This is a genomic window from Methylomonas lenta, from assembly GCF_001644015.1.
Lineage (GTDB): Bacteria > Pseudomonadota > Gammaproteobacteria > Methylococcales > Methylomonadaceae > Methylomonas > Methylomonas lenta.
In genome coordinates this window covers 24781-40958 of sequence record NZ_LUUI01000076.1, presented here as the reverse complement: position 1 = coordinate 40958, position 16178 = coordinate 24781, and the positions used below count along the sequence as shown (strand labels likewise).

The window sequence follows — 16178 nt, the reverse complement described above, 5'->3', positions numbered from 1 at the left end:
ACTCCAAAGTTGTAATTTTTAAGTTCCGTATAACGATAAGGGCGTTTATTTGCTATTCAAGGCCGCGCTTAATAATTTTGCCGTTACATCGACAAACGGTATGATTTTTTCGTAAGCCATGCGCGTCGGTCCAATCACACCCAGCACACCTACTACTTCGTCATTAATGGAATATGACGAGGTAACCAGACTGCAATGATCAAAAGCCTGATAACCCGATTCCTCGCCGATAAAAATCTGCACGCCTTCGACTAGCAGACATTGATCCAACAAATGAATCACACCACGCTTTTGACTAAACGCTTCAAACAACTGTTTCAAACGCTCCATGTCCGATAACTCCGAAAAACCCATCAGATTGGTTTCGCCGCTCAAGACATAATCATCTTTCGGCTTCTGGGAAAAGGTTAATTGCGCCATATTTACTGCATCAATCATACCCTGATTGACTTTATTACGATCGCCTTCCATGTCTTTCAAAATTAAATCGCGAATTTTGGCCAAACTACGGCCAGCATACACAGCATTCAGATAATTGGCCGCTTGCTGCAGTTCTGCCGGGCTATACAATCTGTCCGTGTGTATGATTTTGTTATGCACTTCTTGCCCATCGGTGACAAAAATCACCAACACACGAGTATTAGACATCGGTAAAAATTCGATATGCCGCAACACCACGGTTTCCCTGCGCGGCAAGGTCACCACACCGGCCATTTTAGTCACATCAGATAGTAATCTGGAGGCTTTGCCTAACACATCGCCAGGCTCATCTGTGTCTGCCAGCAAGCTGCTTTGAAATTGATCCAGTTCGCTGGATTCTAGTGGCTTAACCGTCAACAAGCTGTTTACGAACAAGCGATAGCCGCTGACAGTTGGCACGCGGCCCGCCGATGTATGTGGAGAATGTATCAAGCCCATATCTTCCAAATCAGCCATCACATTGCGTATGGTGGCAGGACTTAGATTTAACTTAGGGTCTTTGGACAACACCCTTGAACCAACAGGTTGACCGTCATGTATATAGCGTTCCACCAGCGTTTTTAAAAGGTAAAGCGATCTCTCGTTTAAATCCTGATTGTTTATCACATCGCCACCTAAAGCCGACTATTAGCACTCTGAATGCGTGAGTGCCAGAGAAAATTATCAGCTGGTTTAAGCCTTGTCAACCAAGCAGTATCTAAATACAGCTATAGCAGACTTGATAGTTACAGGAATTGCCGTTAACGTTTTTTAAATTAACTTGGCCTTAGCTTTGGTAACATAGTGTTTGAAACCCTGCTGACAGCTTGCTTTTTGTACATATCACACAAGGCCAGATTGCGAACCAGGAACATATCATTTTTAGGAATTTACAGGGTTTTTCTATCAAAACCTTGTGCTGCTGTTGCAAGAAACCTCTCTGCCATAGCCAGCCAACACAACGGAGCTATTCAAACACATGCATGATGATGATGTTATTTTTGCCCTGGCCGGCATCGGTTTAATCAGCATTCTCTGCCAGTGGTTTGCTTGGCGGGTCAAGCTACCCGCTATCTTATTCTTGCTGCTAGCAGGTATTCTGGTTGGGCCCGGCACGGGCTTGCTAAACCCGGATGAACTATTTGGACAACTCTTATTGCCCATTATTTCGCTTGCTGTTGCTGTCATTTTGTTCGAAGGCAGCCTGACACTTAAATTTAAAGAAATTCAAGGCCTACAAGTGGTGGTACGCCGCCTGGTTACGACCGGTGTTTTAGTTACCTGGATTATCATTGCCTTAGCCACACATTGGTTACTAGATTTTTCCTGGAAACTGTCTTTTCTGTTTGGTGCCATTACTGTCGTCACAGGACCTACAGTCGTAGTACCGATGCTACGCACGGTTAGACCTACCGCAAATATCGCCAAAATATTACGCTGGGAAGGCATCGTCATCGACCCCATTGGTGCTTTTCTAGGCCTTTTAGTGTTTCAGTTCATCATCTCCGAAGCCGACAGCGAAGCCATCGGGCAAACGCTGATTATTTTCTTCAAAACCCTGTTATTAAGTTCCTGTATTGGTGCCATAGCGGGCTATGGTTTCGGTCGCTTGATACGCAATCATTCGTTGCCGGAATATCTACACAACATTGCCGCCCTAGCTTTAGTGTTTGGCGTCTTTGCTGCATCGAATGCAGTAGAGCACGAATCCGGCTTAATCGCAGTGACAATAATGGGTATCACACTCACCAATATGAAACAGGTGCCCACCGACGACATCTTAAACTTCAAAGAAAGTCTCAGCGTATTGTTGATTTCCGGACTGTTTATTATTTTAGCGGCCCGCATCAACTTTTCATTGTTTATGGCACTGGGCTGGAAGGCGGCCGGAGTATTTTTGGTGATTCAATTCATCGCCCGCCCGATAAAGGCCTTTCTTGCCACACGAGGCACCTCACTTAAATTGGGTGAAAAAATCATGATAGGCTGGATTGCTCCGCGCGGCATCGTTGCCGCTGCGACTGCAGCGGTGTTTGCCCTCCGTTTGCAAGAACACAGCGATCAGGTGAAAAACCTTGCTGACTCACAATCCAGCCACTTACTAACCGACCTGGAATATTTACAAGCCGACTTACTGGTCCCCTTGACCTTTATGATCATCATAGGCACTGTAGTCCTGCAAAGCATTACCTCTCGTTTTATTGCGCAGAAACTGGGCGTCAGCGAACCGGAGGCCAAAGGTATTTTAATTGTCGGCGCCAACCCCTTTGGCCGTCAGCTAGGGGTCGCTCTGCGCGATTGCGGTTTTGATGTATTAATGGCCGATACCAGTTGGGGTCACATTCGGGCCGCGCGCATGGATGGTTTGCAAACTTATTTTGGCAACATCGTTTCTGAACACGCCGACCAACATTTGGAATTGATAGGCATAGGCCACATGCTGGCTTTATCTGAATATCCTGAAATCAATCAGCTCGCCTGCCAACGGTATCGTGCTGAATTTGGACGTCAGGCTATTTATTCAATCCAAGCCGAAAACAACTCACCCACAGGTAGTCGCTCGAATTTCAGCATGCCCTTGATAGGCAGAAGTTTATTTAATACCGATAGCAACATCAAACAATTGCTCGCCATGCTGAACAATGGCGCCAAAATCCACAAAACCATATTTACCGAGCAGTATACTTTTCAACATTTTAATCAGCATCACCCGGAAACGACTGCGCTGTTGTTTGCAGTCCCCCCCAATGGCTCCATCAAATTCTTCTCGCAGGATAACGATATAACGCCAAAACCCGGCTGGATGTTAGTCTCATTAATGCCTGCTGAAACGGAAGATGTGAACCAATCAACTGAAACCGATGATGCACCAGAGCAAATCATGGAACTGGCTACGTCCATACCTTAGTTAACGCAACTATACATGCTTGTTTTAACTGCATACTCAACAATCGGCACTTATTTTTTACCGCAAAAACCGCGATAATAGCTAATTGATATACCCATTTATTCCTGACCATGACCTCCGAAATAACCGCAGAAACTAATAGACGCCGTACCTTTGCCATCATCTCGCATCCGGATGCCGGTAAAACCACCATCACCGAAAAACTATTACTGTTCGGCGGTGCCATTCAGCTGGCAGGCTCGGTCAAAGGCCGCAAAGCAGCCCGCCATGCCACCTCCGACTGGATGGAAATGGAAAAGGAACGCGGCATTTCGGTGACGACCTCGGTCATGCAGTTCGAACATAACGACTGCATTATCAACCTGCTAGACACACCAGGCCACGAAGACTTTTCTGAAGATACTTACCGTACATTGACCGCCGTGGATTCGGCATTGATGGTGATCGACGTCGCCAAAGGCGTAGAAGACAGAACCATCAAACTGATGGAAGTCTGCCGGTTACGCGATACACCCATCCTTACCTTCATCAACAAACTCGACCGTGAAGGCCGTGAACCCATCGAATTGCTGGATGAAGTGGAAAGCGTGTTGCAAATAGAATGCGCACCGATAACCTGGCCAATCGGCATGGGCAAACGCTTCAAAGGCGTGTATCAGATGTACAAGGATGAAATTTTATTGTTCAGCCCGCATCACGGCGGCAAAATCGCCAAAGCAGAAATCATAAAAGGCTTAAACAACCCGCACCTGGACGAACTATTGGGTTATCAGGCTGACGAATTGCGCGAAGAGATTGAGTTAGTCAAAGGCGCCAGTCACGAATTTGATTTACAGAAATACCTGTCCGGCGAACAAACCCCGGTGTTTTTTGGCTCCGCCATCAATAACTTCGGCATCATAGAATTACTGGATGCCTTTGCCGAGTTCGCTCCCGCCCCGAAACCACGCAAAGCCGAACAGCGCGAAGTAGAACCTACCGAAGAAAAATTCACCGGCTTTGTATTTAAAATCCAGGCCAACATGGACCCTTCCCACCGTGACCGAGTGGCGTTCATGCGCATCTGCTCCGGCAAGTTTGACAAGGGTATGAAAGCCAATCATGTACGCATCGGCAAAAATATTCAGATGGCTAATGCGATCACCTTTCAGGCCGACAGCCGGAAAAACGTTGAAGAAGCCTATCCCGGCGACATTATCGGCTTACATAATCACGGCACCATTCAAGTGGGAGACACCTTCACTCAGGGTGAAACCCTGAAGTACGGTGGTATTCCCTACTTTGCGCCGGAATTATTCCGCCGGGTGGTTTTAAAAGATCCGTTACGTGCCAAAGCCCTGCAAAAAGGCCTGGTGCAATTGACTGAAGAAGGCGCGACACAGTTGTTTAAACCACTAAAAAACAACGATTTAATTTTAGGCGCTGTCGGTATTTTACAGTTTGATGTCACCGCCCATCGCTTGAAAAATGAATATAACGTCGAATGCGTCTACGATGCCTCGCCGATCAACACCGTACGCTGGATCAGCGCTAAAAACCCGGCCAAACTGGAAGAGTTTAAAAACAAAGCCTTTGAAAATTTGGCGGAAGACGGTGGCGGATATTTAGTGTATCTAGCCAGCAGCCGGGTCAACCTGCAACTGACGGAAGAACGTTGGCCGGATATTAACTTTAGTGCGACACGGGAGCTGTAGGGCTAGAGCTCCTCGTACGAATGTCTTAGTATCAGGTTATAACTCGCTCAAAGGATTCAGCGCGGTACTGCTATTAATTAGAAAATATCGGGAGTACAAACCTAGGTTACTACTCCCGATAGATTTGCTCGACACTTAATACGCATAACCGACAAAAATCATTATCAGTTCAATTGCAAGCCTTCGCTACAAAATCATAAGTTGAATTGCTTACCCTAGTCGCAGCCCTAAAACGGATTTCTGGACTAAAATCCAAGCTATCGTTTAAACAGACGCAACCAGGACTGAAATGACAACTTTTGACTATGATTTAGCATTTTCTCGCAACAGCGGCATCACCAGCATTACAGAACAGCAACGCTTAAAAAATGCCACCTTTGCCATAGCCGGCATGGGAGGAGTTGGCGGCGACTATCTAATTACACTAGCCCGCGCAGGCGTTGGCAATTTCAAGATATCGGATTTCGATGACTTTGAATTGGGCAATTTTAATCGCCAATATGGCGCTACCCTGTCATCCATCGGACGAAAAAAAATGGATGTCATGCGCGATTTAGCGCTCGACATTAACCCGGATGCCCAGATTCAAACTTATGGCGACGGTATCAATGCCAGCAATGTCGATGATTTTCTGCAAGGGGTTGATGTCTTTATCGACGCGGTAGAGTTTTTCGAGATAGCCGCGCACAAACTGATAATCGATGCCTGTATGAAACGCGGCATACCAGCCATTTTCGGGGTTCCACTCGGTTTTGGAGTCGGCGTTTTAATCTATACCTCAAATGGCATGGCGTTCGATGATTATTTTGATCTGGATTACTCCGCCCCGGTTGAACATCAGGTGTTAAAAATGTCACTCGGCTGCGCACCTGCCGGATTCCATCTGAAGTATCTAGACCCTTCCTCAATAGACCTAGCCAAACGCAAAGCGCCCAGCATTGCCAGCGGCTGTAAACTGGCAACCGGCATCGTTATCACTCAAGCCATCTTGGCGCTCTTACACCCCAATGAACTCAAATCCCTGCCACACTACACCTGTTACGATGCTCGCTTAAACCGCCTTAAAAAAGGCTATTTATGGTTAGGTAACAAAAACCCCATACAAAAGCTAAAATTTTATCTGGCTAGAAAAATGTTGGGTATCTAATAGCTGAATAGCCGCATCAAGCTGGACTGTAATGGTCAACAAAAAGCTTTTTGCGGCTTCCAAATTTTAATGGTTGCAAAATGAAAGACCTGCCCCTATTTTCCCCCGTAGCTATCTATTAGCAGCCCGCGTAGGTCCAGAACTCATACCGGCCAGAACAAGGTGTTATCGATCCCGTATGTAAAGAATTCCTTCCGGCTTATTTTCTTCCCTTTAGGATTGTAGTAACTCGGCATCAAGCCCGCGTTGTCGACAAGGCAGTCGATGGGAAGGTTTACGTCGGGCACCGACAACATCTGCGTGACGATGTAGCAGCCCGTTATTCGCGCCATCCTTTCACATAATTCCTGAGCTCCCGCGCTGCCGCCGATATTGCAGGCCGAGAACCAGATCACACGCAACGTAGAGTTGCTGTAAATAGGCTCCATCAGCTGGACATTGTCCTTGGTGATAGTAGTACCGATGGCAAGATGGGCTGGATAGGTAGATTTGTCTTCGAAGCCGTGGCAATTAAAAATCAGATGATTTACGCCTTGAGGTACCTCGTTCTTAATCATCTGGTCAGACGGTGCACCCGCCTTAATTACCGGGGAGTACTTGACCTTAATCTTGTATTGGACGTTGTCAGCGTTTAGCGCAACGCTTGGACCCTGTAGGCCTATCCAGCGAATCTTTGATTTACCCATGGCAACCCCCATCGATACGACGAATGTAGCGTTCCGCTCGTTATTCTGCAGGCTCCGCCACTTACCGTGCCTGGCGGCAGCGCTGCAGCAAACAGGGCGCATGGCACACGAGCTTGCAGGTTGCGCGGCCTAAAACGAATTACACGGTTATCAGTACAATTACCACTAAATCTGGATTAAAACAATTGATTTGTGATCTGCATGGATTTTCCCTTTCCATATATCATCCCAACAGTGTCAAAAAACGCTTTTGGAGCTTGCAATGCTAAGCATTTCAGTGCGGGCAACCCATGCGCAGAACATCATCATCAAACTTGACTGTCAATCTTTGCTCATTTCTTCAATAGAGTTGACGCGGCATTGTTCAGGCTTGCCATCCTTATATGACGCAGATATGCCAACCGGATCATTAGCACCAATGATGACCAGATACGCTTGCTCGTCGATACAAACCTTGCGCAACCTCCAGGTGGCTACGTGACCCTGAATATTGATGTGTTCGAGGGTTATCTGCTCCAGTGGCAACGATCTTGCCTCCGGTGGCATGGCATATGCCGTCAACGATATCATTGTTAGTAATGCGTAGAAAATCAAATTTTTCATATTCGTTTCCTCCGTTAATTAAGCGTAATCAATTTTGCCAGCAAAACCCCATCAAAGGAAATCCGAACAATAGCGAAGCAACGGCGCCTTGGAATCAAGTAAGACACAAAAGCTTTTTACGGCTTACAATTTAATGATTGCAAAATGAAAGACCTGACCTTATTTTCCGCAAGCAGCCACCCGACTGCAAAGGTCATAACCAGTAAGTTTTCGTAGGGCAACGCTTTTTTGCCCACCATTCAGGATAACAACCTTCCATTCCGCGTGGGCATAAAAACCGTGCCCACCTTACCGGGCTATTTTCTTATAGTAAGCATACTGTCAGCACTGCGACCACCGGACTTGCCCAACAACCGTTTCAGATTAGGGTTCGCTTTGCTCACACAATCTAACCTTATTACTTAGGCATTACTCAATAATTCCTTTAGCCTGCAATGCTTGTCTTGTTAACGTTATGCGTAATGGTAAATCCTTTTCATTACGAGTTTCTATATTGGTAGCAAAAAACCAAACGTTTTTTGGCGTCTCTAAATAACCAACATACCACCCGACTTGTGGTTTTGCTCGTGAAGCCCAACCTGTTTTCGCATAAATAGTATAGGTAGCTGTTTGATCTACCATCATTATTTCTTTAAGCGTGTCGTAAGAGAATTCACTAAATGGTAGAGACCGCAAATATACTTTCTTTAGAAATGCAACTTGCTCTAATGCACTAATTTCAAGTGAACCATCCAACCAAAAAGTGGTTAAGTTAAAAGGTTCTTGCAAATGACCATACCCTGATTTATTAAAATAATACTGATACTTCTTTTTACCTACCCTGCGCGCTAGTTCTTGATAACACCAAACGCAAGAAACTTTAAATGCACTTTCAAGAGTTTGGTCATGGTTCCAAACTGGTAAATCGTAAATATGACCATCCCATTTAAATACGTCATTTTTGCCTAAAATCGCTTTCTCTTCTAGGGAGATTAATGTATTCATTATTTTAAATGTTGATGCTATCGCTTGGCTTTGCTTGGCACGAGACTCGTTGTGAATAAAGGTATATTCACCATCAAGAGAGGAAATGACGATGGTTCCTTCTACTCCTTGTTGCTCAAAGAGCTTAGCAAAGTCTTTATCTTCTGCGCTGACACATGCAGAAAATATTGTGAGTAAAAATATGATGAAGAATTTATTGAGCATAACGACCAAGTTGTGCGGTGCAAATGAAGAGCCATAGGGTGTGCCGACGACAGGAGGCGCACAGATAGCGTCTGACGACAGCATCCTATCGCGTTGCAAAGATCATAACCAGTATGGTTTTCGTAGGGTGGACAACACTTTTTTGCCCACCATTCAGGATAACAACCTTCCATTCCGCGTGGGCAAAAAAAACCGTGCCCACCTTACCCTGGCTTTGGGATCAATCTCAAATAGCTTCGAGATGTAGTCGATACCGCCATGACCTAGTTTGGTCGCTTCTATGCCCGCATAACGACGCTTATTCTTTTCCGATAGCGTACTAAACAGTCGCTGCATTTTGATCTCAATGGCCTGCTCGTAACCAATCACTTGTTTCTAATCTTACGTTGGGTAAAGTGCTTTATTATCCTTGATTAGAGTTATCAATTCAGGGAAGTTGTTTTGGGCGATATCCTTAAGAACGTAAGATACCTTTCCCCATACACTGCAAATAATACTTTACCCCACAGACAGCTTTTCACCTTTCGCCAGCTTCGGTAACTTTCCTTCCAGACCCATTGCTGCTTTCATGACTTTATTTCTGACCGGCGTAATTCGCTGGGCAAGTCCTAAGCCTAAGTTTCTGATTAATTTGACTGGCAGAATATCGTTGCTGAATGATTTATAAAAAACATCCATTACAGTCATCATTTTTAAATTTTCATTACGACGCATGGCTTCATAACGCTGTAGCACTGAAAGATCGGCAATGTCTTTACCGCGACCCTGCGCTTCCACCAGCACCTCAGCCAACGCAGCCGCATCCAGCAAACCAATATTCACCCCTTGCCCCGCTAAAGGATTGATCATATGAGCGGCATCGCCGACCAAAGCAATGCCTGGTTTTACATAGCGCTGTGCATGCTGACGCTTTAATGGAAAGCTGGCCACGCCCAATATCTGATTTATTTCTCCCAAACAATCCGGGAAGGCCGCCAAAAGTTCGGTTTTTAATGCATCTAAAGGCAAGGCTTTTAATCGCCTGACTTCATCCGGTGATTGGTACCATACAATCGAACCGTAATTATCCGTCAACGGTAAAAACGCCTGCGGACCGCTAGGCACAAAGCGCTGCCAGGTAATATCCTGCTGCGGATAAGCTGTCTCCACATAAATCACCAAAGCATGTTGATTGTAATCCCAACTGGTAACGCCCAAACCTACGGACTGCCGTATCCGTGATTGACCGCCGTCTGCAGCCACCAATAGCTTGGTTTGTAACTCAGTCCCATCAGCCAAAATTACATCAGAACTACTGCCGTTGTAGTTAAATTTTTCGATGGTGGCCGGCATGAAAACCTGGACATTACTAAAGGCGGGCAATCTTTCCAGCAATGCCAGCTGGGTAATCCGATTTTCGACGATATAACCCAACTCTGGCAGCCGAATGTCATCACTGTTAAAGGTGGTATCGCCCGCGCTCTCCCAGACTCGCATACGCTTGAACGGACAAAAGCGCCGGGAAGCAACACCTTCCCAGGCACCTATGGTTTCCAAGATATTTCTGGAGGCAATACTCAAGGCGGAAACCCTTAAATCGTGCGGCTGTTCAGCAGAAAACGCTTCTGGCGCCTGTGATTCAATTAATGCCACCCGCAAATTGCTGCCGCCTAAACCACAAGCCACGGCCGCACCCACCATCCCGCCACCCACAATTATTACGTCAAAATGTTCTTTCATAGTTGTCATAAAGTCTCAAATCAAAGGTTAAGCAGGCGATCTACTCGGTTCATTATCTGCAGATGGCATGACAGAAATGACACCAAGTGGTATCATTAGTCAGTTTTACCGACAGAATTTTGAACAAATTTGTAAGGTTTTCGCTGCAGCAATTGACTCTAACACGCAGCCGATAGAAAAACCATCAACAGCACTACCGACGTGGCAAATACCGGGTAGTAAATTTAATCAGAAAGACAGGATCTGGAAGGCCATGATTAACGAAGCCCAGAAAATCAATTCAGTACAAACACTTTACGACGCCGACTTATCTCAAGATAGCTGCGGAGTTGGCTTTATCACTCGCAAGGACAGCCAACAAACTCACGAAGTTTTGCTGAAGTCGCATGAAGCGTTATGCACCATTCCGCATCGCGGTGGCATGAGCGCAGAGGGCATTGGTGATGGCGCAGGGGTGAATATAGACCTGTCTTTAAAGTTTTTCCGCAAGATTACCGGCGTGGAAAATTTGGAACTAGGTCAATTTGGCGTTGCTAATTTCTTCTTTCCGGAAGATCACGCCCATTACGACTCCAGCGCTATGCAGTTGGTAGAAGAACACCTCAAGCAATTTGGCCTGCCTGTTATCAAATGGCGCGAAGTAGCAGTCGATAAATCAGTATTGAACGCGGCCGCTGTCAAAGCGCAATTACCGATTAAACAGCTGATTTTCGGTCGCCCCACTGCCTTAAAAGACGTCAGCCATGCAGAGTTTGAGCGCTATATTCAAAACGCATTACTGGCAATTGAAGCAGACGGCTTTAGTCGTCCGGAGTTGAAAGGTTTTTATCCGCTATCCATGAGTTCGCGCACACAGGTCTATAAAGGCCGCTTGAATTCTTTTGAGGTGATCCCTTATTTTGTCGATCTCTACGACAAAGATAACGAAATCAGCACACTGTTTTTCCATACGCGATTTTCCACCAACACCGCGCCGGCCACCATGATGGCGCAGCCATTCCGTTACATGGCCCACAACGGCGAACTGAACACCGACAAGAAAAATCGTCTGAGCGAAAATGCCATTGCCCGGCAAAAAAACAAACACATTGTATTTCCTTGCGGACAGTCCGATTCCGGTCGACTGGATCAAACCCTGACTCGACGGATCAATGAAGACGAACTGGACATTGTCACCGCAATTTTAGCGATGATGCCGCCAGCCTGGGAAAACGACTCCACCTTATCTGATGAGGTGCGAGCCATGCTGGAATACTTTAGCTTGTACGAAGAAAAGAACGACGGCCCGGCCGCGCTAATTTTCAATGATGGTATTCGCGTTGGCGCCCGACTGGACCGTTTGGGTTTAAGACCTTTACGCTCAGTAGAAACGAACGATTATTTGGCCGTAATGTCGGAAGCCGGCCAAATAGATTTCCCGCCTGAAGACGTCTTATACCGCGGCCGCATTGAAGCCGGCGGCATGTTGTATTTCGACCACCAGACTGGTCAATCGTATAACAGCCACCAAGTGATGGAAAGACTGGCCAAAGAAAAAGATTATAAAACGCTGCTAAAACAAAGCTGCGTCCACATCACGGACTTACCAAATGTTGAGCTATCTGAAATCGGCAACGATCACGAGCTGAATATCGATCAACGCCATACGGCCTACTCGCTGAATCAGGAAAGCTTTAAATTCCTGCTCGATCCTATCCTACAAAGCGGTCTTGAAAAGGTTTCGGCTATGGGCTATGGCTTGGCGCCCAACGCATTGAGCGCCGCAGAAGGTGGCATGTCTCGCTACTTTAGTCAGCGTTTTGCCCAAGTTACCAATCCACCATTGGATTCATTACGCGAAAGCGATGGCATGACATTACGGGTAGCGCTGGGTGCAAAACCCACGTTTGCCCCGCATAACAGCAAGCAGCTGATGATCGAGTCGCCCATTTTGCAACGCACTCAGCTGGAACAAATCCGCCGACAAACCCAGGTCAAAACCATTACCCTGGACATGTTGTACAGCCCGGATTTTGCTAATGCAGAACAAAACGAAAAATCTTTGCTGTTGGCAATAGCAGCCGTCTGCGAACAAGTCGAGCAAGCCGCTCGTAGCAACGCTGGCATCATTATTCTCAGCGACGCCAATATCAGCACACACAAAGCCGCCATCCCTGCCCTGCTGATGATAGCTGCTGCCAACCAACATTTGGTAAAACAAGGCCTACGTTTCAGCTCTTCATTAATTATGGAAACTGGCCAGGCTGCCAGCCCACATGATGTTGCAACCATACTGGGTTTCGGTGCCTCTGCAATTTGCCTGCTTAGTGTGCACAATCGGGTTTTGACCGAATTTGCCGACCAGGCAGCCAGACAAAAAGCCTTGTATCACTTTCAAAAAGGTGTGGAAAAATCGCTGATGAAAACCATGGGCAAATTTGGCCTGTGTACGGCTGAAAGCTACATCGGCGGCGAATTTTTCGAATCCAACTATCTGGATACCGACGAACCTAAGCTACAAGCTTATTTCCCTAATATTCACGCATCTGTTGGCGGCGTCCGTTATGCCGACATCGCGGCCAGCGCCAGCGAATGGCACCATAAAGCACTGACGGTTAAAGACGAAAGCGACATTCCATTCCTCGGATTATTCAAAGAACGCCAGGATGGTGCCGGTCATACCTTTGGGAATACGGCAGTGCGTGAATACATCAACATGACCGATGAAGCTATCCTGTACATTGCTCATGAGCAAGCACCAGAAGCCAGCGACACTGCCTATCGGGACTTTGGTTACGAAAAACGCACACCAGAACAAATCGACAATTTCGGCATCACCCCTGCCTACCGCAGCTTTACCCGTAATTTAGCTCTGGAAAGAGCGAACCGGCCGGCAGCGCTGCGTGATGTGATGGATTTCCCTGTTGACCTTTCCGCCGCAAATAGCAAAGACGACTTTGATCGCCTGCTGGGTAGCCAGAATATACAGGGCAATATTAATTTCCTGGTTCGTGGCTTAAAAATTGATCAGGCTAATGGCATGGTATTTGTCATTAGCTTTAGCAAAGACAATAGCAAAGCCCGCCTGGAACAATTGGCAGCTCATTTTAAAGCCCGCTTTGCCAATCATGATTTTGGCATCAGCGTAGAAAGCGACGCCATTACGCTGCGCGTCAATAATGACGAAAGCAGTATTTATCATTATCTCAACAACCTCCGCGCGACCCGTTCCAGCATTGCCCTGGACAAAGTACAACCGGCTCATGAAATCACCTCGACCCTTGCATCCGGAGCCATGAGTCACGGCGCATTGTTAGCTGAAGCCCACGAAGCCGTGGCGCAAGGCACCAATATCGCCGGCGCCAAAAGTAACTCCGGCGAAGGCGGCGAACACTCAAGCCGTTTCGGCACCCTGCGTTCCAGCAAAATCAAACAGTTTGCTTCCGGTCGCTTCGGCGTCTGGGCAGGCTATCTGGCTGACCCGACTATCGAAGAAATCGAAATCAAAATCGGCCAGGGCGCAAAACCCGGTGAAGGCGGTCAGTTGCCGGCAGCCAAAGTATCGGTAGAAATTGCCGCATTACGCGGCGGCACGCCTAAAGTGGAATTAGTCAGCCCACCACCGCATCACGACACCTATTCCATCGAAGATTTAGGCCAGTTGATTCACGATGCCAAAGCGGCCCGTGTACGCGTAGTCGTGAAACTGGTTTCATCTGAAGGCATAGGCACTATTGCCGTCGGCGTTGCCAAAGCCGGTGCCGATGTTATCAACGTAGCCGGTAATACCGGCGGTACCGGCGCGGCGGCGGTGACCAGTTTAAAAAACACGGGTCGCTCACCGGAAATCGGTATCGCAGAAGTACATCAAGCACTGGCAGCCAACGGCTTGCGCGAGAAAGTTGTACTGCGTTGCAGCGCTGCGCATCAAAACGGCGTGGACGTGGTGAAATCCGCCATATTGGGTGGCGATTCTTTCGAGTTCGGCACCACCGCGCTCATGATGTTGCGCTGTGTAATGGCGAAAAACTGCAACATTCGCTGCCCGGCTGGCTTGACGACTGCCCACGAAGAATTCAAAGGCGACCCGCGCGTTTTAGCACAATTTTTCATGAATCTGGCCCACGAAGTTCGAGAGATTCTGGCTAGCTTGGGCTATACCAGCCTGGCTGAAATTCGCGGTAAAACCGAATTACTGCATTTAATCAATCATTCCTGCATGGTCGGTCAAATTCATTTGCACAAACTACTGGCCGAAGTAGAAGAAATCAAAATCGACAAACCCATTTACCTGGAAAAAGATTTCACTATCGACGACAAGATTTTCGCTGAGGTCAAAACGGCTTTATTCGAAAATGAGCAAAAACAAGTCATAGTCGAAAGTGATGAATTCAAACTCAACAACCGCAACAAAACCGTCGGCGGCCAAACGGCTATCGATATCGAGCGCTTGTTAAACCACGAATTAAGCCCCGAACAAATTGCTGAGTCTAAGATCATTTATACCAACCAGCATGGCCGTCGTTATCTGGCCGATGACACTATCATCGTCCGCACTCACGGCTCGGCCGGTCAAAGTTATGCCGCTTTTAATAACGACGGCATCCGCATGGAACATACCGGCACCTGCAATGATGGTGTAGGCAAAACAGCCTGTGGTGGCACCATAGTCATCAAATCGCCGGGTGGTGGTTCGCAAAATCCGGGTGGAAACGTGTTGATTGGTAACTTTGCCTTGTTTGGCGCATCCGGCGGCAAAACCTTTATTAACGGCGAAGCTGGTGATCGTTTTGCTGTGCGAAATTCAGGCGCAATGGCGGTGGTAGAGGGTGTTGGTGATTTTGGCTGCGAATACATGATCAACGGTGCTGTACTGAATTTAGGTGAATTCGGTAAAGGTTTTTGCACCGGCATGTCCGGCGGCAACGCCTATCAGTATGATCCGCAAAACCGCCTGCAAGATTTGTATGACAAAACCTCCGTCAGTATTCACAGCCTGAATGATGGCACTGAGATTGCCGCCAGTCATGAACAATTTATTTTGTACATGCTGGAGCAACATATTGAACATACCGACTCCATTAAAGCCAAGACCATTTTGGCTAACTGGGCTGCAGAACGTCAGCACTTTAAATTTGCCTTGCCACTATGGTTAAATAGAACCCAAACGGCTGAATTCCTCAGTCAGTCTATGGATCGTAAAGCCATGATCGAAGAACTGTCCGTTGCTGCAGCACATCAGCAGATTGCGCAAATCAAGCAGGCTTATGAAAACAATACTCCATTGTTTAATGGCGCCATCCCCGGTTACGGCGATATCGACAGTGAATTGACACTGAAGTTAATCAACAGCTACGCCGTCATCGACAAGGCCCAACAAATTGCCAAAGACCAACTCAACAAAGCGGGGTTGCCGCTCAGCGATAACCTGATCGACAAGCATGCTCGTAAGTTGATCATGGAAAGACCACGAAAACTGCAGGACGCACAGGTCAAACACATTCGCGAAGCCTATAGTCAGTACGACGATGCCCAACTCGCGACCCTAATGGCTGAAAAACGTCTGTCTGACTATAAAACCGCTCTTATGCTACGCGATGTACAAAGCATCTATTCCATTGGCTCTACCGCCTGGATTATCGAACAAGACAACCTCAATCGGCAGGCCTTGGCCGGAGTACCGTCTATCGATAAAAACTTGGCTAGCCTGGAAAGCTTGGCTATCGTCAAAGACATGCTGGAAAACGAGCCGGTTTAATCTCACGGCAGATAGGTAATACCTATCTGCCTATTAA

At 47.1% G+C, this 16178-nt stretch carries 9 protein-coding genes; 4 read left to right on the top strand and 5 right to left on the bottom strand.

Translation table 11 applies throughout. From position 1 onward, the window contains the following. Positions 1 to 45 precede the first annotated feature (45 nt). The gene (gene hrcA / locus A1359_RS04885; RefSeq protein WP_066978818.1) at positions 46 to 1086 is read right to left on the bottom strand and encodes a heat-inducible transcriptional repressor HrcA; all 1041 of its coding nucleotides are present in this window, start codon (positions 1084 to 1086) and stop codon (positions 46 to 48) included. 352 nt (positions 1087 to 1438) lie between these two features. On the opposite strand from hrcA, the gene A1359_RS04880 reads away from it, so the two are divergent. From A1359_RS04880 to A1359_RS04870, 3 genes are all read left to right on the top strand, one after another. Beyond that, entirely contained in the window at positions 1439 to 3367 is a 1929-nt protein-coding gene (locus A1359_RS04880) for a cation:proton antiporter (protein ID WP_066978814.1), read from the top strand. Positions 3368 to 3477: 110 nt separating this feature from the next. Next, positions 3478 to 5061 (top strand): peptide chain release factor 3, encoded by a 1584-nt coding sequence (locus A1359_RS04875; protein WP_066978811.1) that lies wholly within the window; start codon positions 3478 to 3480, stop codon positions 5059 to 5061. A 289-nt stretch (positions 5062 to 5350) separates the two neighbouring features. Further along, a complete protein-coding gene (locus A1359_RS04870; protein WP_066978808.1) occupies positions 5351 to 6208 on the top strand; it encodes a ThiF family adenylyltransferase in 858 nt (285 codons plus the stop codon). Positions 6209 to 6351: 143 nt separating this feature from the next. Here the strand turns inward: A1359_RS04870 and A1359_RS04865 are convergent, their stop codons facing one another. From A1359_RS04865 to A1359_RS04850, 4 genes are all read right to left on the bottom strand, one after another. Continuing rightward, positions 6352 to 6894: a hypothetical protein gene (locus tag A1359_RS04865; RefSeq protein ID WP_157200475.1), complete on the bottom strand. Its 543-nt coding sequence runs from the start codon at positions 6892 to 6894 to the stop codon at positions 6352 to 6354. 321 nt (positions 6895 to 7215) lie between these two features. After that, entirely contained in the window at positions 7216 to 7497 is a 282-nt protein-coding gene (locus tag A1359_RS04860) for a hypothetical protein (RefSeq protein ID WP_066978803.1), read from the bottom strand. 408 nt (positions 7498 to 7905) lie between these two features. Continuing rightward, entirely contained in the window at positions 7906 to 8685 is a 780-nt protein-coding gene (gene blaOXA, locus A1359_RS04855; RefSeq protein ID WP_066978966.1) for a class D beta-lactamase, read from the bottom strand. Positions 8686 to 9183: 498 nt separating this feature from the next. Further along, positions 9184 to 10404 (bottom strand): FAD-dependent monooxygenase, encoded by a 1221-nt coding sequence (locus A1359_RS04850; protein ID WP_066978963.1) that lies wholly within the window; start codon positions 10402 to 10404, stop codon positions 9184 to 9186. Positions 10405 to 10657: 253 nt separating this feature from the next. Here A1359_RS04850 and A1359_RS04845 point away from each other — a divergent pair, with 253 nt between their 5' ends. Further along, entirely contained in the window at positions 10658 to 16141 is a 5484-nt protein-coding gene (locus A1359_RS04845) for a glutamate synthase-related protein (RefSeq protein ID WP_066978960.1), read from the top strand. Positions 16142 to 16178 lie beyond the last annotated feature (37 nt).